Source organism: Rhizobium acidisoli (assembly GCF_002531755.2).
In the GTDB taxonomy this organism is placed as follows: Bacteria; Pseudomonadota; Alphaproteobacteria; order Rhizobiales; family Rhizobiaceae; genus Rhizobium; species Rhizobium acidisoli.
Map to the genome: position 1 here is coordinate 1 of NZ_CP035002.1, position 24,891 is coordinate 24,891.

11 protein-coding genes and 5 pseudogenes are annotated in these 24,891 nt (G+C 58.9%); 14 read left to right on the forward strand and 2 right to left on the reverse strand.

The window, feature by feature from the left end; genetic code table 11:
* Positions 1-1,279: 1,279 nt before the first annotated feature.
* The 8 genes and pseudogenes from CO657_RS32460 (at position 1,280) to CO657_RS32505 (ending at position 16,305) form a co-directional block, all read left to right on the forward strand.
* Positions 1,280-2,449 (forward strand): annotated as a pseudogene (locus tag CO657_RS32460) (glycosyltransferase family 4 protein).
* A 64-nt stretch (positions 2,450-2,513) separates the two neighbouring features.
* Positions 2,514-4,871, forward strand: a pseudogene (gene glf / locus CO657_RS32465) (UDP-galactopyranose mutase).
* Positions 4,864-8,089: pseudogene (locus CO657_RS32470) on the forward strand (glycosyltransferase). Before glf ends, CO657_RS32470 begins: the two co-directional pseudogenes overlap by 8 nt.
* Positions 8,086-10,371 (forward strand): glycosyltransferase family 4 protein, encoded by a 2,286-nt coding sequence (locus CO657_RS32475; RefSeq protein WP_054186207.1) that lies wholly within the window; start codon positions 8,086-8,088, stop codon positions 10,369-10,371. The pseudogene CO657_RS32470 and the gene CO657_RS32475 overlap by 4 nt, the downstream one beginning before the upstream one ends.
* A gap of 464 nt (positions 10,372-10,835) precedes the next feature.
* Complete coding sequence (locus CO657_RS32480) at positions 10,836-12,749, forward strand: PAS domain S-box protein (protein WP_245293100.1); 1,914 nt, start codon at positions 10,836-10,838, stop codon at positions 12,747-12,749.
* Between the two features lie 6 nt (positions 12,750-12,755).
* Positions 12,756-13,145 carry a response regulator gene (locus tag CO657_RS32485; protein WP_054186206.1) on the forward strand — a complete coding sequence of 130 codons (390 nt, stop codon included), beginning with the start codon at positions 12,756-12,758 and terminating at the stop codon, positions 13,143-13,145.
* Positions 13,146-14,819: 1,674 nt separating this feature from the next.
* Positions 14,820-15,740, forward strand: a complete 921-nt coding sequence (locus tag CO657_RS32500; protein WP_128715643.1) for an ArdC family protein — start codon at positions 14,820-14,822, stop codon at positions 15,738-15,740.
* A 94-nt stretch (positions 15,741-15,834) separates the two neighbouring features.
* Positions 15,835-16,305, forward strand: coding sequence for a hypothetical protein (locus CO657_RS32505; protein ID WP_128715644.1), 471 nt, complete (start codon positions 15,835-15,837; stop codon positions 16,303-16,305).
* Here the strand turns inward: CO657_RS32505 and CO657_RS32510 are convergent.
* Positions 16,302-16,907: pseudogene (locus CO657_RS32510) on the reverse strand (J domain-containing protein). The gene CO657_RS32505 and the pseudogene CO657_RS32510 sit on opposite strands and share 4 nt — an antisense overlap.
* A gap of 598 nt (positions 16,908-17,505) precedes the next feature.
* Here CO657_RS32510 and CO657_RS32515 point away from each other — a divergent pair.
* The 4 genes from CO657_RS32515 (at position 17,506) to CO657_RS32530 (ending at position 21,859) form a co-directional block, all read left to right on the forward strand.
* A complete protein-coding gene (locus tag CO657_RS32515) occupies positions 17,506-18,177 on the forward strand; it encodes a transcriptional regulator (protein ID WP_054186287.1) in 672 nt (223 codons plus the stop codon).
* Positions 18,178-18,303: 126 nt separating this feature from the next.
* A complete protein-coding gene (locus CO657_RS32520; protein WP_054186285.1) occupies positions 18,304-18,870 on the forward strand; it encodes a hypothetical protein in 567 nt (188 codons plus the stop codon).
* Positions 18,871-19,224: 354 nt separating this feature from the next.
* Entirely contained in the window at positions 19,225-20,007 is a 783-nt protein-coding gene (locus tag CO657_RS32525; protein WP_054186284.1) for a glucose 1-dehydrogenase, read from the forward strand.
* A gap of 7 nt (positions 20,008-20,014) precedes the next feature.
* Entirely contained in the window at positions 20,015-21,859 is a 1,845-nt protein-coding gene (locus tag CO657_RS32530) for a glycoside hydrolase family 15 protein (protein WP_054186283.1), read from the forward strand.
* 247 nt (positions 21,860-22,106) lie between these two features.
* Here CO657_RS32530 and CO657_RS32535 read toward each other — a convergent pair whose 3' ends face one another.
* Positions 22,107-22,718 (reverse strand): CGNR zinc finger domain-containing protein, encoded by a 612-nt coding sequence (locus CO657_RS32535; RefSeq protein WP_054186282.1) that lies wholly within the window; start codon positions 22,716-22,718, stop codon positions 22,107-22,109.
* A gap of 81 nt (positions 22,719-22,799) precedes the next feature.
* On the opposite strand from CO657_RS32535, the gene CO657_RS32540 reads away from it, so the two are divergent.
* Entirely contained in the window at positions 22,800-23,744 is a 945-nt protein-coding gene (locus CO657_RS32540) for a DMT family transporter (RefSeq protein ID WP_054186281.1), read from the forward strand.
* A gap of 339 nt (positions 23,745-24,083) precedes the next feature.
* Positions 24,084-24,833, forward strand: a pseudogene (locus CO657_RS32545) (sulfite exporter TauE/SafE family protein).
* Positions 24,834-24,891: the final 58 nt, after the last annotated feature.

The following is a 24,891-nucleotide window of genomic DNA, read 5'->3' on the forward strand; positions in this document are numbered from 1 at the left end:
TGCGGGGTCGCGGCGAAGAACCAGTCAATTCGTTGCGACGTGAAGGCGATAGCCGCAAAGCCGGCCGCCGTCAGGGCGCTTTCTTTGAAGAAGGTGCCACTATTCAAGGGTATTCTGCGTTACGCTTCTGTGCCACCAGGCGTTAGCCCGGTGGAGCAGACGTAGCCTACCGTAGCATCAGCCGGAACTGCGATGTGAGCAAGGGACCAAGTGACGTTGGTTGGGTCTGCCGATCATTATTCAACTTCTGATCGACTGGTGTCGACGTCGTCCAAACCCAATAGGAGCCCTGCAACCAGCGGTGACTTTTCTAGTTCGGGTTCCAGATGACCTCGAAAGGAGACGGAGATGAGACTGGTGCCATTCCAATACGCGGGCCATAACCCCGCCGTCGTGTTCATCAATCGGAACAGGTTTGTTGCTGTGCGTGCATTCGCCAACAGCACCCACATCCATGTTGCTGCGCCAGAGAGATGGCGCACCAAGTTATTATCCGGTCAGAGAAACGGTTGAATGAGGTGTTAAGCAGCCAACCAGTTAGTATGCAGAGCGGCCGGAACTTCCATACTTCATCGATGTTGTACTTCGCATGAGCAACACACAGCAAAAAGCCGCGAAGGCATGATCAAATTCGTGCTGACTCTCTTCGTCGTCGCGATAATCTTGGCGGTGGCGTATTTGCTTTTTCACTCCGGCAGCCTTAGCTAACATTGCGGCGGTGCCGCCGCGAGAAAGGCGGCCAAGACACCGCAACGACGAATGGCATTAGGTATCGGGATAGGCGTGGGACTAGGAGCGGTTCTTGGTGCCGTCATTCTGGGAACATTCCAATCGGAATTGCTGTGGGCGTTGCCGCCGGTTCAGTCGCGGGATGGCTCGCTTGCAATTGGAGCAGATGAAATGAGCTGAAAACTTCAGCGCTAAAGAAACCTTCGCAATTTACGGTGAGAGCGAAACCACGATCACATTCATTCAGGAGGAATTCTTCACCGAGGAAAAGACGTTCCTGACCATGGGAGATGCCGTCGATTACCTGAAGGCATTGGACCCTATCCCCTTGAGATCGTTCTCCACATCCGCGCTCATGGTCGCGACATACCGTTCGACCGGGAGAACGTAGCGAAGCTGATGCAGGAACTTTGAGTGAATGCGTTCTGTCGCGTAGGTCAACGAGTTTGCTCCCCATGAAAAAGTCGCGCTTAGACCGCGCAGTGCGCCATGGTAGGAACATTATGTGCGATCTCAGGTTCGGACGGCAGACATGATGCTGCGGACGTCGATGCCATTATTTCCAGCAGCGCAGAGAGCGCTACGCAGAATAGTCATTATCAGCGATTTCCAGGGTGGCAATGAGGAAAACACGCCGCCCCAGACCCCTGCTTGGTTTTGCCAGCAATGGCTCGCAGGAACCCGAGGACCTCGTCCTCGACCCGCCAACAGAGGCCTAAACATCGAGGTGATCGGCGGTTATATCGAACGGCTTCCGCTGGCGGTCCTCAAAGACGGCCTCGTAGACTGCGCCGAGGTGTGGACACATTGGCATGGCACACGCCGCCAATGGAACAGCCTGGCGTCAGCCCGTTCCTGATGCGCCGCGCATTTCAGGCAAACGGGTCCGAAGCGCCGTTTTCTTCCAACGACATGCTCGGGCACATTGCCGCCTTCGGGCCGCCGTCGATCCTCTGCGTCTGGGGCCTCGGTGTGAGTGAAGAGGTGTTGTTGGCATGCCGCACCAGTTTCAAGATTTACAACTCGATCGATGCACCCGCCTTGCGCGTTCCCTTTGAGGTGAGCCGGAATTTCGACCTTATTCTCACCGGCTCCGAATGGCAGTCGGAGGTGGTGCGCTCACGTCATCCGACGATACGACGATCATCATGCCGATTGGACCCGAGTTTGCCTCCGAACTCTCCTTCAGGCCAATCGACATACCGAAGACCTACGACGTGATCTACGTTGCCGCCGCACAAGCCTATAAGCGGCACGACATCCTTTTTCAGGCACTTGCCAAGCTTCCGCGTTCGATTCGCGCCCTTTGCGTCTGCGGGTACGGCGAAATGATCGACACATTGCGAAGCGAGGTCGGCGAACTCGGCATCAATGTCGACTTCATCGACCCACCCGGCGTGCCGTTCGAGGAGGTGAACAGGCTGATGAACCAAGCGCGTATCGGCGTGGTCTGCGGCATCGATGACGGGGCACCCGCGATCCTGACCGAATACATGTTGACAGGGATCCCGGTCCTGGCCAACAGCCAGCTGCGCTGCGGATTGCAATTTATCACCGCCGAGACGGGCCGAGTGGCATCGCCCGATAAATTTCACGAAGGCATTCGCGACATGCTGGCCGGCTCGATACGTTCAAGCCCCGCCAGGTCGTTCTTGCCAACTGGACTTGGCCGCACAGCCTGCGAAAGCTGAGCTCGTTCATTGGCAGGTCGGCCGGATAGAATACTGCCAGGGAACATTGATCGCCATTGGCGGTTCGGGATCATTGCGCTTGCGAGGCCCCCTATGAATCTGCTGAATTCCGTCCCGCAATTGTCCGACAGTAGCCTGTTGGATCACGCGCCGCTCATCTGTTTTTCGCATCTCAGATGGGATTTTGTGCTCCAGAGGCCGCAACATCTGATGGAACGGTTCTCGCGTGAGCGGCCGGTCTTCTATTTCGAGGAGTTCATCCCCACCGATCATCATCTGGCCTATCTGGAGATCCACCCCTTCGAAGGAACGAGCGTCAAGGCTGTTCGCCCGCGCATTCCCCATTGGTGGAACGGGCCGATCGAGAGGCTGCTCTTGGCAGACTGTTGGACGATCTGATTTTGCTCCACGGCGGCAAGCGTCCGATCCTTTGGTTCTATACGCCGCTGATGTTTGGCTTTGCCCGGAATGTAGACGCGGTCGCGGTCGTCTATGATTGCATGGATGAACTCGCAAACTTCAAAATTCGCCCCGGCCAATCTCAAGGCCTGCGAGCAGGCCTTGATGGCTAGCGCCGATGTCGTTTTTACCGGCGGCCTCAGCCTCTATGAGGCAAGGCGGGACCAACACGACAACATCCATCCGTTCCCGTCGGGGGTCGACACGCAGCACTTCCGCACCGCTCGATGCCCTTTGCCCGATCCAGCCGATCAGGCGCGTATTCCTCAGCCTCGTCTCGGATACTATGGGGTGATTGACGAGAGGCTCGACCTTGATCTGGTCGGCGGCGTCGCGTCGGCCCGGCCTGATCTTTCCTTCGTGTTCCTGGGACCGATTGTCAAGATTTCACCGGACGATCTACCCGAGGCGCTAACATCCATTATCTCGGGCAAAAGGCCTATTCCGATCTTCCGGCATATCTTTCGGGCTGGCAGGCCGCGCTCATGCCGTTCGCACTAAACGAGGCTACCCGCTTCATCAGCCCCACCAAGACCCCCGAATATCTCGCCGCCGGCCGGCCGGTGGTTGGAACACAGGTCGTCGACGTCGTGCGCGCTTACGGCGACGTGCCGGGTGTGTTCTTGGCAAACGGCCTCCAGACCTTCGCCGAGGCCTGCGACGCGGCACTCATCTTGTCCCGCTCCGAAACGGCGTGGTTGGATGTGGTGGACGGGGTGCTGGCGCAATCGTCATGGGACAGTACCTTTCGCAGAATGTCTGCGCTTGTCGAACAGGCGGCAGCGCAAAAAAATCGTTTCGGCCGCCGTTCCTGAGAGATTTCGCGTCGGCACCAACCGCCGACCACCTTGGGATACCTACGACTATCTGATCGTCGGCGCCGGATTTGCCGGATCGGTTCTTGCCGAGCGGCTCGCAGCCGATGGTGGCAAAAAGGTCCTTGTCTGCGACAGGCGCTCCCATATCGGCGGCAACACCTACGATCACTATGATGAGGCAGCGATCCTAGTTCATAAATATGGCCCGCACATCTTCCATACCAACAGCGAGGATGTCGTTGCCTACCTTTCCCGCTTTACGGCATGGCGGCCCTACGAACATCGAGTGCTTGCTCAGGTCGGCGATTTGCGCCTTCCGATCCCCATCAATCGCACGACACTGAATGCGCTCTACAACATCGATCTGACCAGCGATGCCGAGGCGGCGCGTTTTTTGGCGGATCGTGCGGAGCCTTGCGATCCGGTGAAAACGTCGCGCGACGTTGTGATATCGCAGGTTGGCGCGGAGCTCTATCGGACCTTCTTCGAGGGCTACACTCGCAAACAGTGGGGGCTCGACCCGTCCGAACTCGACCGATCAGTGACGGCACGCATCCCCACCCGGACCAACACCGATGATCGCTACTTCCTGGACCGCTTTCAAGCCATGCCGCTTGACGGCTACACCCGCATGTTCGAACGGATGCTGAACCACGACAATATCACCGTGATGGTCGGCACGGACTTCGCCGATCTCAGGAATGAGCGACTGGCTGATCATACGATCTTCACAGGTCCCATCGACGAATACTTCGGCCATTGCTTCGGGCGCCTGCCCTATCGCAGTCTGAAGTTCACCCACGAGACGCGTGATGTGCGGCGGCTGCTGCCGGTCGCGGTCATAAACTTCCCGTCGGAGGATGTGCCCTACACGCGCGTCACCGAATATAAGCACCTCACGGGTCAGATCCATCCGAGGACCAGTATCAGCTATGAATATGCAAGTGCCGAGGGGGAGCCCTACTATCCAATACCGCGCCCGGAAAACCAGGCGCTTTACAAACAATACGAGACCCTGGCGCGTACGTGCGGCGACGTCACCTTTGTCGGGCGGCTTGGTACCTACAAATATTACAATATGGACCAGGTCGTGGCCCAGGCGCTAGCGACATATCGGCGCCTGCGGGATCGGCAAGGAACCAGCGGAAACCTCGCCGGCGCCCGGCATGACTAGAAAACGTCACGTCACTCTGGCAACCGATAGCTTCAATCCTTCCGGGATGGGTGAGCACATGCTCGCCCTCGGCCGCGGTTTGAGCGAATTCTGGAACGTCACCGTCGCGGTCATGTCCGATGATCGGACGGGGCTGTTGGCGCGCGCAGCGCGCTGCGGACTTGCAATCAAGCTGATCCGGGATACAGACGAGTTTTCAGGAGTGGCTGTCGAGATCCAGAGTCGATATCCTGCACGTCCACGCAGGGATCGGATGGGAAGGGCACGATCTGGCAGCGGCGGCCGATGCCCGAGGCATTCCGATCATCCGCACCGAGCATCTCCCATATCTTCTGAACGACCCGGAACAAATCGAGTATTATCGACGCGAAACCGAGAGATTGGCGCATCTCATCGTCGTTTCCGAAGCCTCACGACAAAGCTTCCGCGAGGCACGGGTCGCGCCCTCGCGTTTGACGGTGGTTCGAAATGGCATCTTTCCGCTTCTGCCCGTTCGATCCGCCACCGATTTTTCGGAGGGACTAGGCCTTGTCGGAAAGACGGTCCTTTTGACGGTCGCGCGTTTCACCGAGCAGAAAGACCAGGCGTCGCTGGTGCGCGCCTTGCCGGCCGTCCTGGAGGACAATCCTTCAGTAGTCTTGCTTCTTGTTGGTACTGGCCCCGAAGAAGAGCGCGTGAAGGCCCTGGTAACGGAGTTGGACCTGGCCGACTACGTCCAGTTTCTAGGTCAAAGGGACGATGTCGCCGAGATCATGGCCATCGCCGATCTTTTCGTTCTTCCATCGCACTTCGAGGGGCTTCCGCTGGCCGTTCTGGAGGCCATGTCGCTTGCGGTGCCCGTGATCGCAACCCGCATTGGCGGGACGGTGGAGGCGCTCGGCGATGATCATCCTTATTTCACCCAGCCAGGCAGTCCGGCGGAGATTGCCGCAGTCATCAATCGCGCGCTTGCCGATCCCGCTCGACTGGCGGCAAGCGGTCGGGCCGGCCTTGAACGTTTCAAGCGGGACTTTTCCGTCTTTCGAATGGCCGCTGAGACTTCGGCGGTCTACGAGCGGTTCCTGAACCAGCCGCGAAACCAGACACAAAAGGACAGGTCCATGGAAAAGACACGGCTGGGCTTTATCGGCGTTGGCGGCATTGCGCACCGGCACCTGGACGTTCTGGCGAGCTTCGACGATGTCGAACTCGTGGCATTTGCCGACCCTGATCTTGGACGGGCAGACGAGGCGGCTATGCGCTTCGGCGCGAGATCGTTCGCGCATCATCGCGAAATGCTCGATACGCAACAGCTTGACGCGGTCTATATCTGCATCCCGCCTTTTGCTCATGGCGAGCCTGAGCGCGATCTCATTCAACGCCAGATACCGTTCTTTGTCGAAAAGCCGGTGTCGCTGGGCTCGGCGCAGGCCGAAGACATCGCTGCGGGCGTAGCCAACGCCAACCTCATAACGGCTGTCGGCTATCACTGGCGCTATCTCGATATCGTCGACGAGGCCAAAAGCCTGTTGGCAGACAATCCCGCACAGCTTTTATCAGGCTACTGGCTCGACTCGACCCCACCGCCGGAATGGTGGTGGAAAGAGGGCAAATCGGGCGGTCAGATGGTCGAACAGGCAACCCATCTCCTTGATCTGGCCAGGTGGCTCATCGGAGACGTCACGGAAGTCTACGGGCGCGCCAGACCGGAATTTCCAGGCCTGGACGTACCGACGGTGACGACCGCCAGCCTCACCTTTGAAACGGGCGTGGTCGCCAATATAGCTTCCACCTGCCTTCTCGGCTGGAGCCATCGGGTCGGCCTTCACATTTTTGCCGATAGGCTGGCAATCGAGCTGACTGATCGCGACATCATGGTCGATGTTGGACGCGGTCGCCCCGTGCGCATCGCCGACGGTGATCCGGTCTGGCGCGAGGACCGCGATTTTGTCGACGCTGTGCGTGGCGGCGAAAACCGCATCCGGTGCCCCTACGGCGACGCTGTAGCGACCCACCGGCTTGCCCTGGCCGTCGTGTCTTCGGCTCGGAGTGGGGCGGTCGTGCACCTCGACCCCTCAGGGATCAGACGGCCTCAACCAGCGCCGCTGCGGCAGCAGCCGCGACCGCCGCAGGGGCTTGCACCAGGCCATCGCAACATACGCTCGCTTGGCGTCGAGGCGCCGGGCCGCGCCTATTTCTTCGACTATGAGGAGCGCCCGCCAGCCGACGGCCACTTGCGGCTTGACACGCTGTTCACTGGTTTGTCCGCAGGCACCGAACTGACCTTCCTGAAGCATACCAATCCTTATTTTCGTTCCCGCTTCGATGGCGGGCGTGGTGTTTTTATCGAAGGCGAGCCCGATCTGCATTATCCCATTCCATTCCTCGGCTACATGGAGGTCGCGCGCGTTTCGCAGTCGCGTGCACATGGCTTTTCCGAAGGCGCGGTGCTAGCGGCGAGTTATGGTCATAAGAGCGGCCATACGGCGGACCCATATCACGATCTCTTGGTCCAGATCCCCCCCGAGCTCGATCCCCTGCTCGGCATCTTCGTCGCCCAGATGGGGCCGATCGCCGCCAATGGGATCCTCCATGCCGACGCGGAAACGTTCGGGGTCAATGTCCCCGCACTCGGTGCGGGTGTGGCCGGTCGTCCGGTGATCGTTCTCGGGGCCGGCACCGTCGGTCTTATGACGGCGCTGTTTGCCCGCGTGCTTGGCGCCTGTGAGGTGGTGGTCGCCGACCCCTCCGACTTTCGCCGAGAAAAGGCGGAGGCGATGGGGCTGACCGCGATGACGGAAGATCAGGCTTGGCAGCATGCCAAGGCACGCTGGCACGACGGGACGATGGGACGCGGTGCCGATCTTGCGTTTCAGACACGAGCTCATCCCGGGAGCCTGCATACGGCACTCAAAGCTTTGCGGCCGCAGGGTACGGTGATCGACCTTGCATTCTACCAGCACGGAGCCGACGCCTTGCGGCTTGGCGAAGAATTCCACCACAATGGCCTGAACATACGATGCGCTCAAATCAACCGCGTTCCCCGCGGGCTCGCTCCACTCTGGGACCGGCGCCGGCTTGCAAGTGCGACGGTCGACCTCCTTGCCTCGGATGGAACGATGATCCGTGAGCACATGGTTACCCACGTCGTTCCCTTCGACGAGGCACCATCATTCCTCGCCGATCTGGTCGAAAACCGACCGGAGTTTCTACAGATCGTCTTCAAGGTTAGCGAATGACCATCGAACCGACGCCTATTCGGATCCTATTCGTCTTTGCTTGGCTGGTCGTCGGCGGAGAGGAGACCGAAGTGCGATTGCTAGCCAAGCACCTCGATCGCCGCCGGTACCGCGTCGACGTCGTCGCCTGCTTCAAAAAACCCGGCATGCCCGAGCAGACCCATGTCCAGCTTCGCTCGCTGGGGATCGACGTCGACACCACGCCCTACGACCTTTCGTTTAACGACACCGTCAACTACCTTGCCGGAAAAATCTCGAGCTACGAGGTCGTGATCTCCTGTCAGAACGTCGCGGATATCTATCCTGCGTTGGAGCGCCTGCATCTTCGCCCGCCGCTGATCGAACATGGCGGGCTCGTTTCTGAAGCACTCGCCGGCCCCAAACACTTGACGACCCGTTATGTCGGGGTATGCCGTTCCATCCGCGACGCCGCCGCATCGCGGATGCCAGGACGCGAGCATGATGCGCTTGAGATTCCTTCGATGGTCGACCTCTCGGCGTTCGATCCAGGATTGCGGGGCCCGACCCGTAGGGCTCTGGGGATCGCCGAGGACGAGGTCCTGATTGGCTGGGTCGGCCGGCTCGACCCCAAGAAGAACATCGAGGACTTTGTCGAAGCCGCTGCTCGGGTGAGTGTCGCGGCCAAGCATGCCAGGTTTATTATTGTCGGCGGGCCTGATGCCTTCGTGCCGGACTATGCGCTTCAACTCAAGGCCCTGGCGGCCCAACGCGGGCTGGGCGGCGTGCTTCAGTTTCTGGGCGATCGGCAGGATATCCCGGCCCTAATGGCGTCATTCGACATCTTTGCCTGGCTTTCAATCGGCGAAGGCATGCCGCATGTCATTGCAGAAGCCGGTGCAGCAGCCCTGCCGGTGATCGCGACGCCCGATAACGGCGCGAAGCAGCAAATAGACGACCACATATCCGGCGTGTTTGTCCCCTATGGGGATGCCGCCGCCGTGGCCGGACAGATGATGGCTCTGTTGCGGGACACGCAACGTCGACACACGCTTGGGACCGCACTACGGCGAAAGGTCGAGACCACCTATTCAATCGAGGCAGTTTTGCCGCAATGGGAGCAACTGCTGGCGGATGTCTGCAGCAAGCGCCAAGCGGCTGGTCCGACCGGTCTGTTCCGGTCTTTTCTGCAGGGAGGTTTTGAAAGCTCGACCCATCGCCTTCGGCCGCGGGAAGGTGAGACCAAGGGCCGCCGCCTCGATATGATTGCCGCCGTCAGCCACGATCGCTACGCCGAAGAAGACTACCATCAACTTCTGGGCCTAGGGATCCGTACAGTGCGCGACGGTTTTAGATGGCACCTGATCGAGAAGTCCGGCGGCTATGACTGGTCGAGCGCGCGACCGATGATACGGGCGGCCGCGCTGACCGGCACGCAGGTCATCTGGGATCTGCTGCATTATGGCTGGCCGGACGATCTCGACATCTGGTCGCCCCGTTTTGTCGATCGATTTGCCGCGTTCGCGCGCGCTTGCGCAAAGCTGGTGCGCGAAGAGTGTGGCAGCGTTCCCTTTTATTGCCCGGTCAATGAGATCTCGTTTTTATCCTGGGGCGGCGGCGATGCGGGCTACCTCAACCCGTTTGCCAATGGCCGTGGCTTTGAACTGAAAGTGCAGCTGGCGCGCGCCGCGATCGCCGCGATGGACGAAATCAGTGCAGCCGACCAGCGCGCGCGTTTCGTTCACTGCGAGCCGGTGATCAATGTCACCGCGCATCCCTCGCGGCCTGAAGACAGAGTTATCGCCGAAGGTCACCGCCAGTCGCAATTTCAGGCGTGGGACCTCATCGGCGGCAGGTTATGGCCCCAAATCGGGGGCAGCGACCGACATCTGGATGTTATCGGCGTGAACTATTACTTCAACAACCAGTGGATTCATGGGGGCCCGCCGATCGATATGGGGCACGCGTTATACAAGCCGCTCAATGAGATTTTGCGCGAGACTTTCGCGCGATATGGCCGACCGATCTTCATAGCCGAGACGGGTATCGAGAACGAGCGACGTGCCGCTTGGTTCGATTATGTTGTTGGCCAAGCTTCCCTGGCAATGCAGTCAGGCGTTCCGCTGGAGGGGCTATGCCTTTATCCGATCGTCAATCATCCAGGTTGGGACGATGGCCGCCAGTGCGCAAACGGCCTTCTTTCAACCGAGGTCGCGGCATCTGGGCGAACTGCATACGCACCGCTTGCGGCCGCTATTCAAGCGGGGCGGGCTGGGATGGCGTTCGCCACCGATCGAGTCGGTCAAAGATGCATCTCCTCCTGAGTCTGCGAAGACCTGATGACGAAGACAAATATGGCACCGAGGGTCGAGTCCGCTCCACGGCCGGGGGCACGGCCACAAGGCGTTCAGAAAGTGGGTGAATGCCCCGCAATCGCAATCTGCGCTGCCTGGACGACTGCGATCCTAGTCTGTAGCTGTCAAGTTAGCCGACCGGCCAATGATATGAGTTTGACAAAAAATCGTGCAATGCTTGGGCGCTTGAATCAGCTGGGTAATTGCCGCAGATCCCTCGCGTTTTGCACGATGCTACTTAATCTCGGCGCTAGCGGTGAACAAATTACCGAAGACGATGCCCACCTTCGTCGTCGGCAGGGCAGCTCTCGCCCTTGACTAGCTAAATTCTGCGCCAACGCTACATGATTTTTCCAGGGGCGTATGGTGCTAGCTGCTGCTGGCCACGCGTCGTTGGGAACTAATCATCTACCTGGATGTTCGGGGGAATTCAAATGACAGGCCCGAGGAAGCAAGTGCTGGATCATAGGCAGTTAATCAAGCGCCAGCAGATCCTCGCCGACTTCGGAGAATTCGCGCTCCGTTCCGACGATCTGGATGAGGTCCTGCGCGAGGCCTGTCGTCTGGTCAGCGACGCTGTTGAAACGCGACGATCCAAGGTACTGGAAATTCAGGAAGGGGGAGAAAAGCTGCGCGTGCGAGCGGCAGTCGGTTGGCAGCCTGACATTGTCGGCCTCGAGTTAGATATGGACGACCATACGTCCGAAACCTATTCAATCCGGACCGGCGAGCCCGTAATCACTCAAGACATCACAACGGAAAAACGTTTCAAAACTCCCAATTTTATGAGAGAGGCCGGTGTCGCCGCGCTCGCCAACGTTCCGATCTTCTTGCCCGGCAACCGTGCTTACGGGCTGTTGCAGGTCGACGACGTCGAGCCGAGAGATTTCGGTGAGGAAGACACGCAGTTCCTCCGAACCTACGCCACAATTCTCGGTCCGGTGATCGACAGGCTCTACAAGGTGCAGGCTCTTCAATCGACGACGGAACGTTTCGCTCTTGTCGTTGAGAACGCGTGCGACTATGCAATTTTCGTCGCAGACCCCCAGGATCGGATCGTCGACTGGCACAAGGGCGCACAGAAAATCTTCGGGTGGACCGCCGAGGAGGCCACAGGAATGTCCGGCAGCGAACTATTCACTCCCGAAGATCGGGCGAGGGGAGAGGATCGCAAGGAGATTGAAACGGCCAGACACGAAGGTTCGGCTCCCGATGTTCGATGGCACGTGCGCAAGGACGGCTCGCGGGTCTTCCTCGACGGCTCGACCATGTGCTTGCGAAACCCCGACGGCTCCGTGAGAGGGTTCCTCAAGATTGGCCAGGATGTCACGGAACGGCACCGAACCGAACAGCGGCTTTTAGAAAGCGAGGCCTTGCAGCGCGCACTGATAGCGGGCGTTCCGCAATTGGTCTGGCGCGCGAGATCCCTTGGCTTCCGCATCTGGTCAAGCCCGCAGTGGGAACGGTTTACAGGGCAACGCGATGAAGACAGCGTTGGGATGGGTTGGCTGGACGCTGTCCATCCCGATGACCGCGAGCTGGTGACGGCGGCTTGGATGGGTGCGGAAGCTAAGGGTGGGCTCGATTGCGAGTATCGTATCCGTCGAGCGTCGGACGGGGAATATGTCTGGCACCACAGCCGCTCGCTTCCAGGAAGCGGCTTAGGGCTCGAGTGGCTGGGGACCTGTACAGATGTGCAAGAATTGAAGGAACTGCAGAGCAGTCAGGAGGTCATGCTGGCGGAGCTACAGCATCGAACCCGCAATATTGTCGCGGTCATACGGTCCCTATCGCTAAAGACGATCGAGTCAAGCTTGACCTTGGAAGACTTCGGGGAGGCTTTCGGGCACAGGCTTGCGGCTGTTGCTAGGGTCCAAAGTCTTCTCTCGCAGCTCGGCGACTATGAACGGATTACGTTCGATGATCTGCTTGAGGCCGAGTTGGCCGCGCATGTAAACGACAGGGAAAAGATAAAGCTGGATGGACCGCCGGGGATCCGCTTGCGTTCGCGGGCCATCCAGACATTCGCGCTGGCGCTCCACGAACTGGCAACAAACGCCGTCAAATACGGAGCGCTGGCATCGCCACAAGGCTGTCTTACAATCCGATGGCGTCTGGAAAATGGATATGACGGCGAAACGCCGGCCTTGCTCCTGGAGTGGGTGGAGACTGGGGTCGAAAACATGCCGGCTGCCGACGCGCCGGCGCAGGGCTCTGGATATGGGCGGGAGCTCATCGAGCGCGCGCTCCCGTATCAACTCAAAGCTAAGACCACCTATGAAATGGGCGCCGACGGCATCCGCTGCACCATCCTGGCTCCCATAGCCTTTGGCCCTAGGAAGGAATAGCCCAGGATGACGATCGAAACTCTTGCTGGTCTCGCCATTCTCGTTGTTGAGGACGATTATTTCATCGCCGACGAACTGGCGCGCTCGCTTTCCCGTGCCGGTGCGCAGGTGGTTGGGCCGGTTGGCTCCTTGACTGACACGCTGGCCCTTCTCGACGATACCGATCACCTGGACTTCGCCCTCCTCGACCTGAATCTCGATGGAGAGTCGGCTATTCCGATCGCAGACAGGCTGGCGGCCCGGAACGAATTCTTCGCATTCGTCACCGGTTACAGTTCCCGCGGAATCCCGTCGCGATTTGGGACCGTTGAACGTCTCGACAAGCCCGTGGAGATAGCGCGGGTGGTCAGTGTGATAAGGAAAGGAGCGGCATCGTCGACGTCGTCGCACGAGTAAAGGACGAACGGGACGCTCGCCGCGCCTAGCGACTCGACCCGCCTTTGCCGCCACCGTCGTCCAGGGCTGCCCAAGCGAATGGGTCAAGCCTTCAATCAAAATTTCGCACCGTATCCCCATCCACTTCTGACGCCGCAGCGGCTCGCAGCTTTGCGAAATGGCAATTCGATCTGATCAAGTAGACTGCCCGAAACCTGGTGCTGCTCGGCACACAGGCCCGTCAAAGCTGGCGGGCCTGTGTCTGTCTCCGGAACGGCCTTTGCAACTACCGACCAGTCCGGAAGGCTTCAGCAAGCGGTGGCTGCCCCTGTTTGTGCAGAACTATTGGGGGTCGGATTGCCGTTGCCGCTTCCCGCCGCGCGCTGGCAGTCATTCGGATCACCGCCGGACGCGCCGGAATTGGTGCTGCTATCCGATGGATTGCTGGCGTCAGCTCCAGGCCCGGTCGAATTGCTACCAACGCTGCCATTCATATTGCTGCCGCCCGTCGCGTTCGTGCCCGATGCGCCGCCACCGCTGCCAGACGATGTGCCGCCGCTGGAGCTGCCTGAGGCGCCAGAGCTTCCGGAGGATTGGGCCATGGCAGATGTCGCAAGAGCGAGAGCGAGTGCGGATGTCGCAAGGATCTTCAAAATCATGAGTTTCACCTTTATGGTTTGGATCGTCTTTGCAGGGCCTAAACCTCAGACATCCACCAGAGTTCCTAACCGCACGTCCCCGTTGCGACCGTGTTCGGCACCGTACTAAGAGGAAACCGAAAACCGATTTCAAGCCGCGGCTCGAGCGCTATTTCCTCTTCGAGACAGTGTTCAAGTCCGTTATGGCGATGGGCGTGGGTTGGTGGCCGTCAGCCAACTGAAAGCACGATATGCGATTGAGCGAAGATTAATCCGGATCTCAGAGGGGAGTTCGCGGCGAAGGATGCGCTAAAGCGTGCCGCAGTCGCGAGACGCTTAGCTGATGTGGTTACGGGGACCGCATGGATTGCGTAGATCAGTGCGCCGCTATTTGGATTCCTCTTGAAGACTTAAACCGAACCGGTTGCCGTCAGCGGTTCCAGCGCAGGCGGCATGAAGCCTGATATGTCCAGCCTGTTTCGGTTCTTGTTGGTCTTGGATCCCTAGTAGAAGTCCGCAGCGTGATGGACGCAACCGGATGGCGACGTCGTTGTGGCTACGCGCATTTCACCGCATTCAAGGCACGCAGTGCGGCACCCAGCTGCGAAAATCGAGCGGAGACTGCATGCGGCTGGCACCGCGGGTGTGATTGGATATCGCTGGCTAGGCCATATCGAGTTAAGACCAATAGATCGAACCGCCACCTCGACCGGCGTTGACGCCGGGACGATCGGACGGCACTGCGCGATGACATCGTCGATATGCCGCTCACTGCCACGGCCGGGCACTCTAAACACGGTTCGTCTGGTCGATGTGGCGCGGTGAGCAGCACGGTCGAGCTTGGATCTGCGCTTTCTACCTGCGCCAAACCTGGCCGTGCGCTGCTGCCATCGCGTCCTGCCCCGGCTTTTGGTCCTGCCAGGCTCGCGCCGCCGGCAACGGCTTTGCCGTCCTCCACTTCGTTGCGGCCCTGCGGGTGCAGGCAGCGCTTGCAGCCTGGCTTTCGGACCGCCGTAGCAGGTCGCGATGGCCGCGACCTCGAAACGGAGGTTCAGACATGAGCAGGCAGCAAACCAATCAACGATCAGACATCTACAGCCGCATCACCAACAAGATCATCGCCGATCTTGAGCAGGGTGTACGGCCCTGGACCAAACCGTGGACCACGGGTAACGCGACGACCGAGGTCAGCCGGCCCCTGCGCCACAATGGCCAACCCTACACCGGGATCAATGTTCTGCTCCTTTGGGCTGAAGCCATCGGCCGCGGCTTTGCGTCACCAAGGTGGATGACGTTTCGCCAGGCAATTGAGCTCGGCGGCGCCGTCCGCAGGGGTGAGACCGGCACGACGGTCGTCTTTGCCAGCTCTTTCATCCGCGCCGAGACGACGGAGACAGGCGCCGAAATCGAACGCGATATCCCCTTCCTCAAAACCTACACCGTGTTCAACACCGATCAGATCACCGGCCTCAATGGCCTTGCTCAATCTACAGCCCCTGGCCAGGATTGGATGAGCCGCATCGGTGCTGCCGGCCGGTTCTTTGCCAATACCGGAGCACTGATCCGGCACGGAGGATCCGCGGCCTATTATGCTGCTGCCCGTGATTACATCCAGATGCCATGCCTCGATGCCTTTCGGGACGATGCCGCCTATGTCGCCGTCCTTAGTCACGAGATGACGCATTGGACCGCTGCACCCCGGAGGCTTGATCGGGATCTCAGCCGCTACGCGAAAGACAGGAGCGAACGCGCCCGCGAAGAACTCATTGCCGAACTCGGCAGCTGCTTTCTCTGCGCCGATCTTGGTATCGTTCCCGAGCTCGAACCACGCCCCGACCATGCAAGCTATCTCGATGGCTGGCTGAAAGTTCTCGGCAACGACAAGCGCGCGATCTTTTCAGCGGCAGCTCATGCCCAGCGCGCCGTCGACTACCTGCATGACTTGCAGCCGGTCCTCGACGAGGAAGAGGCGGCGTGAGCCGTCTCTTTCTCAGCCATTCGGGCTCTGATCACTTCAGCGACCCCATGGCCACGCGAGCTCCTCTCACCAATAGGCGTCCAATTGGCAAGGCATGTTTCAAATTCGATCCTTAATTTTCACGCCGATTTTTTTGATTGAGGAGGCCGTGGAGGATCTGCGCGCCGATCCGAAAAAGGCCGAAATTCTTGTATGTCAAATGGATCTGCCAATATCTCGTAACATCGTTATCTCGCGCGGTATGGGTGAAAATCCTCGACGTGCACGGCAGTATCGCGGCGACCGTCGTCCATTCAAGGCGAAGTATATGGCTGCGGCTCGACCTCGCCTGCCGCGCGTAACGGTGAAGCGATTTCCCGCTGTCCGGGACGCGGAGAAGAACAACCTGCCGATGGCCCGCAAAAATCCGCGAGATGACTGGTATACACGCGCCGTCGACCGGTTTTTATCGCAAATGGACCGAGCGCGAAATCGCCCACGAAAACGGCGTCCTTCCCAGATGGGCCCCACCCCCGATCGGGACCAGGCTTCGTCCCGTCAACGTGTCAGTGCGTTTCGCGCCTAACAGAAGCCATTGAGCTTTAAGATTCTATGAGCGTCGATCGTCGCCCGAAGCGCCTCCTCTGATGCGCGGTTTCCATCGTTTGCATCGGGATGGTAAATCTTGAGCTTCTGCTTGTAACGTGTCCTGATTTCATCGGGCGTCGCGTCCGATGAGAGATCGAGCGTTTCAAACGCTTTTGCTTCCAGCACCTTAAGTTTGCGGTATTGAAGGGCCGTTTTCGCTGCCTGGCTTCGCGCAGCGTTTTTTCTTGCATTGATTGTTTTCGCGGTCCCGGAGCGAATTGAAGAGGGAAGGGGCGTGTATGAAGAGTGATCCACCCGAACGCCCCAGCTAGGGCGGCTGCCGCTGGCTGCTTCCCGCTGATAGCGGGCCGTGACAGGGTTCGACAGTTTCGTCACATAATTGTAGCCTTCGCTATATTCTTTTGCGTGGCCATTGCAAAAGAGCAGGTATCCCTCGGCATCCGCTCCGACGGGGGCGCGATGCATGCCTTATTTGTCGCATCCGTCCCATTGGCATCTTGGACCACCAGTTTCGCGATGTTCAGCCGGCTTCTTTCGCGTCGGTCTCAGGCCGACAAAAATCTTTGAATCAGACGTCATCGCGCCTTATATGGCCATGCTGATGGACAGGACAAGGTCGCTCGAGGCAGACGCCGATCTTACCGCACGGCTAGAGTCTTGGGGGCAAAGGTTTGCAGCGGTGTGCATAGTTCCATTCGACCATGTGGAGAGATGGAGACTGACGGCGAAATGCTTCAACGCATCGCTTGCGAGGATGGGGCTTGAAGGTATCATCGCGAGAGCCCGCAACAGCACCTAGCGCAGCCGCCCCTTTTGACGACTGGTCGAGATAAATGCGCGAAAGGGACGGCTTTGCGTTCATGGGTTACCAGATGTCCATCGCTCCGTCGAAATCTCGGCGCGCTGCTGCTGACTACTCAAGGGTGGCGAGGCGCGTTACGTCGGCTTCAAAACAGGTTTGAAGCTTCGCCAGCCCTGAGACGGCTCAACGAATGCACTTTGATGCTCCTCAATCTGACGAGATGATCTCGGTTAGCCTCCTCGGGTGTTGCTCTCGCCTTTATGCTTCAAACTGGCAGCAGGCTGGTCGGTCGGTATAGACGGGTAGTACAATAATCGCTATTCCGGATGTACCAAATCACCAAACCATCCTATGGGTTCTCCAAGGCCTCTTTCATTGAAAAAAGTTCAGCGCAGCTTTGCTGTGGAATACAAAACCGGCAGGCGAAAAATCGATTCCGGCTCAAAATCAATCTGGGGCAACATGGATCTAAAGTCCGTCGCTCGCGACCTTGAGGAAGAGGCGTCACCTTACTTGTCAGATGGCTCTCAAAATGGGAGATCCGACGCTGAAATGTCTTTCCCGGAACCAGATCGGGCCGGGTCGTCGTTGACACCAGCTCTAGGGCCGTCGACAACTGTATCAGATGCACAGGAGATCAGCATGGCCGAAGAGACCAATACAACAACCAACGACGATGTACTGCCCGTTATCGAAGCGCCTACTGCGCCGAAGAAACAGCGCAAGCCCCGCGCTAAGAAGGCAGCGGCTCCCGAGAGGGCGTCAACTGACGCTGCGGCCGAGCCAGCCGCGCAGACCGGCGCTACTGGAGGCAAGAGGAGAGGGCGCAAGGCAAACGTGATCGAAGCTTCGGCGAGCGCAAAACGCACCCGTAGGAGCCGTGCTCCACAGGCTGTGCAGGCCGCCTCGGCCGCGCCGAAAACGGCGATCGATGAGATGGACGATCTCCTGCAGTTGGAAGAGGAAAATCAACGGCTGCGCAAGCTCCTGGCTGAAAAACTTCGCGCTGAAAATGCCGATCTGCGCAAGCGGCTCAAGCTCGATTGAGGTAAGCAGCCGGTCAATGGCCGGCCGCATTTGTATGCCTATCGAGACATACATTTTGGCGGCGGTTGATGCTGTTGCCGGAACTGGATTCACAGCCTGCTTGCGGGATGAAACGCGAGGTCAGAGATGGCGTCTCCATGGAATTTTTTTGCCCGACTGGTGTCAGCGGGACGCGAGCGAAAGAGAGAACAAGGATCGACCAACGAGGTTAAGCCGGACACGTTGGATATTGCGGGTTTGACTGAAGCTGGTGCCAGGGAGAGCTTGAATAGCGCTGATCGGCCGACAACCGGCGGCATACATCGTCACGATCAAGCCGTTGCGATTTCCGCAGAGCGTATGCGTTCCGAGGAAGCTGCAAGCGATGCCCCCGACCAGGTCGATCGCGAAGTCCCCAAGATTGTCGAGGCTGCTGATCCAGCTTTGTCCGACGGGCTTGATGTCGACTTGGCCGCTGCACATAGCGTCACGGACATCGATCGAGCAGTCGAGGCCGCACCACGTAAGCAAAGAAGTCGCCGCAAGAAAGCGGTAGCAATCTTGAAGGTTTCCCATACGGACGAGATCAGCCTTGACGAAGAGATCAGGGTGCTCAGGGGTGAGCTGGCCAGAAAGCTAAAGCTGCAAAACGCGCAGTTAAGAACAATGCTGGAGCGGTGTGAACGGTCAAACTGTCGTGATGCAACCCGTTGAGCCAGGATCGATTGCGACCGTTGAAGAACGCAAGTGTCATTGCGCGATACTGGGATCAGATCTCGCGTTTCGCATGGTAAAGCAGAATCTGAGATCTGGGTAAGGTGTAGCCGGGCAGTCGGTTCCGTAAGCAGGGTGTCATCAGCGGATGGCTATCAGAGTCATCTCGCTCTCGTAGGTCCCCGGCGTTGCTGCGGCATCTTTCGTTTAATGCATATCGACGGACCGCCAAGCGCCTGACTGATTCTTTTGCTCGGTTTGACCAGTCCGCTGGCCCGGAACAACGCCCGTTCCTCCGGCGTTACTGGGCTGCGGCGCTCGCGAGCGCCGTTTGATTGAGTCGGCGGAGCCACAATAGATCTGGGACTGAAGGATAAACGTGTTCTTGTGACAGGAGGCAACTCCGGTCTGGGAGCCGCGATCGCGAGGGCTTTCGCCGCCGAGGGTGCACGCGTTGCGATCAACTATCTGGTCAACCCAAAACAATCCGATGCGCTCGTTGAGGAATTCACCGCCACCGGTGGCGAGGCACTTCAGTTGATGGCCGATATCAGCGACCCCCAAGCGGTCGAGAGGATGTTCAGTGAGATCGACGATGCCTGGGGCGGGATCGATGTATTGGTCAACAACGCGGGAATTGACGGTGTACATGCGCTCGGTTGGGAAGCTGACGCCGATGTCTGGGGCAGGGTTGTCGACATCAACCTGAAGGGAACATTTCTGTGCGCGCGCGAAGCCCTGAAACGTATGGTCGCTCAAAGGTCGGGGGTTGTGCTCAATACCACAAGCGTTCATGAGGTAATCGCTTGGGCCGGCTACAGCGCCTATACGGCCAGCAAGGCGGGTGTCTCAATGATGTCCAAATCGCTGGCGCAGGAAGCGGCGCCCTATGGCGTTCGCATTCTTTGTATCGCTCCTGGTGCAATCCGAACCCCGATCAATCAGGCAGTCTGGCAGGACCCGGAGGGTTACAGGGATTTACTGACGAAGATCCCACTAGGCCGTATCGGCGAACCCGAGGATGTCGCAAAGATTGCCATCATGCTGGCCTCCGATGCCGCCAGCTACATCACCGCGACGACGATCTTTGTCGATGGCGGTATGACCGACTACCCCTCCTTTGCGCATGGTGGATGATTGGGACATGGCCAAGCGCATCGAGGACTACGGCCTGATCGGTAATATGCTGTCCGCAGCGCTTGTTGGTAAAGATGGATCGATTGATTGGCTATGCCTGCCCCGTTTCGATTCACCCGCTTGCTTCGCCGCACTCCTCGGCACCCCCGATAACGGCCGCTGGAAGATCGCGCCAGTCAGCAAAAGAAAAACGAGCCGGCGCTACGTCCCCGACACCGCCATCTTGGAAACCCGCTTCGAGACGGCCACCGGCGTCGTTACCCTCACGGATTTCATGCCGATTAACGAAGGCGATCGCCATGTCGATCTGATCCGCATCGTGACGGGGGTTTCGGGCACCGTCGAGATGGAGATGGAGCTCGTGCTGCGGTTCGAAAACGGCCAGGCGGTGCCTTGGGTGCGGCGCAAGGATTACGGCCCGAGCGCAATTGCCGGGCCCAACGCCGTCGAACTTCATACTGATCTAACGCTCGAAGGTCGCAACATGAAGACGTGCGCGCGCTTTGCCGTGACGGCTGGCGAAGTCGTGCCGTTGACGATGTCCTACCATCCTTCGAACGAGCAGCCGCATTTTGTCCGTGATCGCGTGGAAGAACTCGATCGAGCGACAATCTGGTGGCGCGAATGGGTAAAGCACGGCAGCTTTGAAGACATGCCGGAAGCATGGCGCGCGCCGGTGGTCCGCTCGCTCATCACCCTCAAGATGCTGATCTACGCCCCGACAGGCGGGATTGTCGCTGCTCCAACCACCTCGCTTCCTGAGAAGATCGGGGGTACGCGCAACTGGGACTATCGATATTGCTGGCTGCGCGATTCGGCACTGACCCTTTATGCGCTGCTGAATTCGGGGTATCGCCAGGAAGCGGAGGATTGGCGGAAATGGCTGCTGCGCGCTGTTGCGGGTGCTCCTGAACAACTCCAGATCATGTACGGCATCGCTGGAGAGCGTTGGCTGCCCGAGTTCGAGGTGTCGTGGCTCAAGGGCTATGAAGGAAGCAGTCCTGTCAGGATCGGCAACGAGGCTGCCGGCCAGATGCAGATTGACGTCTATGGCGAACTCATCGACACCCTCAACGCGGCGCGTGATGCCGAGCTGCAGCCGCAAGAGGAGGCCTGGCGGCTGCAAAAGGTGCTGCTCGCTCACCTGGTGACGGCGTGGCAGACGCCGGATCGCGGAATTTGGGAAGTGCGCGGGCCCGCGCGCCCATTCACGCACTCGCGCATGATGGCCTGGGTGGCATTTGATCGCGCCGTAATCTGCACCGAGCGGTACGGACTAGAAGGCCCAGTGGCGAAGTGGCGTGAAGCGCGCCAACAAATTCATGACGAAATCTGCACCAACGGCTTCGACGAAAAAAAGAACAGCTTTGTTCAATACTACGGCGGTGAGACGCTCGATGCGAGCCTTCTGCTGATGCCGCAGGTCGGTTTTCTTCCAGCCGAAGACCCACGAGTCATCGGTACAATCGCCGCGGTTGAGCGGGAACTCCTGCAGGGCGGGCTCGTCATGCGCTACTCCACGAACGAGACCGAGGACGGGGTCGGTGGGGACGAAGGTGCGTTCCTGGCATGCAGCTTTTGGCTGGCCGACGCGTATGTGCTCACCGGGCGCCGGGAGGATGCGCTCAAATTGTTCGACCGCTTGCTCCGCCTTCGGAACGATCTAGGCTTGCTCTCGGAAGAGTTCGACACCGTGGGCCAGCGCCTTCTTGGCAACTTCCCTCAAGCCTTTTCGCACATCGGCCTGATCAACACCGCGCATAACCTAGTCAGCGCGGGAGGACCGGCGCGACAGCGCGCGGATAAGACCGCCCCGAGCAAGCCACACAGGGTTTCCGCAGACAGGGTTTAAGCCTTTGCCGATAACGCCACCAGCTTTTGCACTACCAATAGCGCGGCGCGCCATGTGTAAGTGACACGGTCTCACCACGGTTGTCGCCATCGGGGGACTTCCGCGGCCCGCACAACGACACTGATCCGCACGGTGCGGCCGCGTGTTCAAGGATAGGAATGAAAGGGGCCGGCAATCCTGACGAGGACGCCTATCGTTCCGATTGTTGGCAGAGCAGGTGTCCTGTCGTGCAGCTTCTGCCGTTTAGTTACCTTGGCTTCGATCGCATTCTAAAGCGCTTCACACGACTGTGACTGCCGCAGGTCGCTTCCGAACACCACATCCTTCGCCCGTTTCTGGAGTGATCGATAAACAGCCATCCGCAGTTGTCGCCTTTACACTCACGCACCGCTCGCCGCTGCCCTCTCTCAATCAATAAATCGGTCGCCTTGATTGCAAATAACTGGCCAAGCTGATGAAGATCGTCAACTGGCAAAGCCCACTTGAACCCGATATCGGCGGCCTCCAACACCTGATGCGTTCGGCCAAGCTGCGCGATCGCCTCCACCAGGCCGAGGTCTTCGGGAGGGTAGGGCTCTCCGACATCCTCCAACACAAACAGCCTATATACGGCTTCCCGTAGCCTCTTGGCGCCTGTTAGCGCTAAGTCGGCCTCTTCCGGCATGCTGGCCGCCTGGCTGCGCAAACGCGACGCCGCCGAATGATCGAGGAGGTCGAGACGCTCAGCCAACGCGACCAGATCCTCGAGCGACTGCAACAGGTCGGGTCCCCAACGGCCGCGCCGGCTGTCGACGGTGTTGACGAAGTCGAGGGCGGGATGGCCGCCACTTAAGCGCATTTCGGATGTTGACGTTGCCATGTGCTGCGGAACAACTTCTGGGAAATGGAATTGTAACGGTATAGATGGATTTTAACCGTTACACCTTCAAGGCCAGATCTTATGTCGACTCCGCAAAATTTCGTCAAGTTTGCCATTTTATGCCTCGTATGGGGACTAACCTGGATCGCGGTCAAGTTTGGCGTGCAGACGGTCCCGCCAATGTTGTTTGCGGCAACCCGATTCATAACGGCAGGTGTTCTTCTGCTGGCATGGGCCCTGGCGGGAAAGCGGCGGCAAAAACTGGAAAGGCCTGATGCAGCACGTCTCGTCGTCGTCAGCCTGCTGATGATCACCTTATGCTACGGGCCTTTGTTCTGGGGCATGCAATTTGTTCCGTCGGGAACTGCGGCCGTTTTGGAGATGTCACTGACGCCGCTGGCGCTGCTTGGTTTCGGCATCGCGTTCGGTGAAGAGCGATGGAACGGTCTTCGCGCATTCGCAATGCTCCTAGGCGCAGCAGGTCTTGGCATTCTTTTTGCGCCGTCCATCGACCTAGGGGATCTCGCAGGAGGCAATGCAATGATCGGATTGATCGCCATCGCCTGGGCTGCAATTTCCTCAGCATGGGGATCCGTGCTGGCCAAACCTTTAATATCGAAATACGGCAGCACTCGCCTCTCCGGATCCACGACGATCATTGGCGGCGGGGTTCTGCTGATGGCATCGCTCGCGATCGAGCCGCATTCGGCCGAAATGCTCGGAACGCTCTGGGAGTGGCAAGCCGTGGCCGGCTGGCTCTTTCTTGTCATCTTCGGGTCCCTGCTGGGATATAGCATCTACATCCAGCTCCTGCGCGACATCGGTCCTGCCAAGGCGGGCAGCTTCGCTTTTGTTTCGCCCGCCATCGCAGTCGCCGCCGGCATCGTCTTCGCCGATGAACCTGCCGATCCTCAGCGATTCATTGGTATGGTGTTAATGGTCTTGGCGGCGGGAACCTCATTATTCGCAGACGACCTGCCGGGGCTGTGGACCAGAAATGAAAGGACGCTGTCCGCCAAGAAATAATGCCGGCTATAAGGATCAACTTTCTAAACCCGCCGGCCCGCCCTCGAAGGCAAGGACATGGATGCCTTTCTAGGCCAAGGCTAAAACGGTCTCGACGTAGACCGCCACTATCTGGAAGAGCTTGGCATTAACGGGATGGAAAATGGATTAAGGAATTGGTGACGACATGCTCATTGTCGCCGGACTCAGCAACTGCTCGCAGTTCCCGTCGACTATATCGACGTCGGGGATTGCCCCCGTCACCGGCAGCGCGGTAAGGCGTCAGTGCCCAAACCCGCCCGCGGTTTTGAACAAGTCTCTCGGTGGAAATCAAACCTCAGTGCTAAGGCGACCTGAACATTGTACGATATCATTCTTCTTTTCCTTGCTGGCTTGTTAGCAGGCAGCATGAATGCCTTGGCCGGCGGCGGGTCGTTCGTATCCCTTCCTGCGCTCATATCGGTCGGAGTATCGTCGGTTGCCGCCAACGCGACAAGCACCTTGGCCTTGTTTCCCGGCGGTTTGGCGAGCTCGTGGGTTTACCGTGATGGGCTAAAGAGTGTGTGCGGCGTCAATGTCGTGCCCATTGCTATGGTGACTGTGGCGGGTGGTGTGGCCGGAAGCGTCTTATTGCTTCTAACCCCATCTAGGATTTTCGATGGTATCCTGCCGTGGCTTTTGCTGGTGGCGACATTCATGCTGGCTGCAGGACCAAGGCTCAGTGCCCGGTTACAGACGCAAGCACGCCCAAGTGATCTGGCCTTCGCAACCGTTCAGTTCTTTCTCGGTCTTTATGGCGGCTATTTCGGCGGCGCCGTGGGTCTCATGATGCTTGCGGCATGGCGTGCACTCGGGGGTGGAGATATCAAGAGCCTGAATCCGACAAGAATGGTGATGGTAACTTCCGCAAACGCGGTCGCTGTGGTCGTTTTCGTACTTGCCGGGGCCATCGTATGGGAATAGTGTGTTTCCATGACGATCGGAGCCGTCATTGGCGGGTGGATCGGAGCGCATATCGGACGGAGACTGCCATCATCGGTCATCCGGGTGGTAACCCTTGCGGTCGCCCTTTTAACGACCGCGGTATTTTTTTCGCGAGCTTACCTTTGAGAGGGAGTTCGACACCTTTATGAATCTGAGGAACAGGATGCCAAGCGACTGGCGGATG

Coding starts and splice junctions, on each gene's coding strand:
- CO657_RS32475 (WP_054186207.1), top strand. CDS start 8,086: ATGACCATCGAACCGACGCCTATTCGGATCCTATTCGTCTTTGCTTGG.
- CO657_RS32480 (WP_245293100.1), top strand. CDS start 10,836: ATGACAGGCCCGAGGAAGCAAGTGCTGGATCATAGGCAGTTAATCAAG.
- CO657_RS32485 (WP_054186206.1), top strand. CDS start 12,756: ATGACGATCGAAACTCTTGCTGGTCTCGCCATTCTCGTTGTTGAGGAC.
- CO657_RS32500 (WP_128715643.1), top strand. CDS start 14,820: ATGAGCAGGCAGCAAACCAATCAACGATCAGACATCTACAGCCGCATC.
- CO657_RS32505 (WP_128715644.1), top strand. CDS start 15,835: ATGTTTCAAATTCGATCCTTAATTTTCACGCCGATTTTTTTGATTGAG.
- CO657_RS32520 (WP_054186285.1), top strand. CDS start 18,304: ATGGCGTCTCCATGGAATTTTTTTGCCCGACTGGTGTCAGCGGGACGC.
- CO657_RS32530 (WP_054186283.1), top strand. CDS start 20,015: ATGGCCAAGCGCATCGAGGACTACGGCCTGATCGGTAATATGCTGTCC.
- CO657_RS32535 (WP_054186282.1), bottom strand. CDS start 22,718: ATGGCAACGTCAACATCCGAAATGCGCTTAAGTGGCGGCCATCCCGCC.
- CO657_RS32540 (WP_054186281.1), top strand. CDS start 22,800: ATGTCGACTCCGCAAAATTTCGTCAAGTTTGCCATTTTATGCCTCGTA.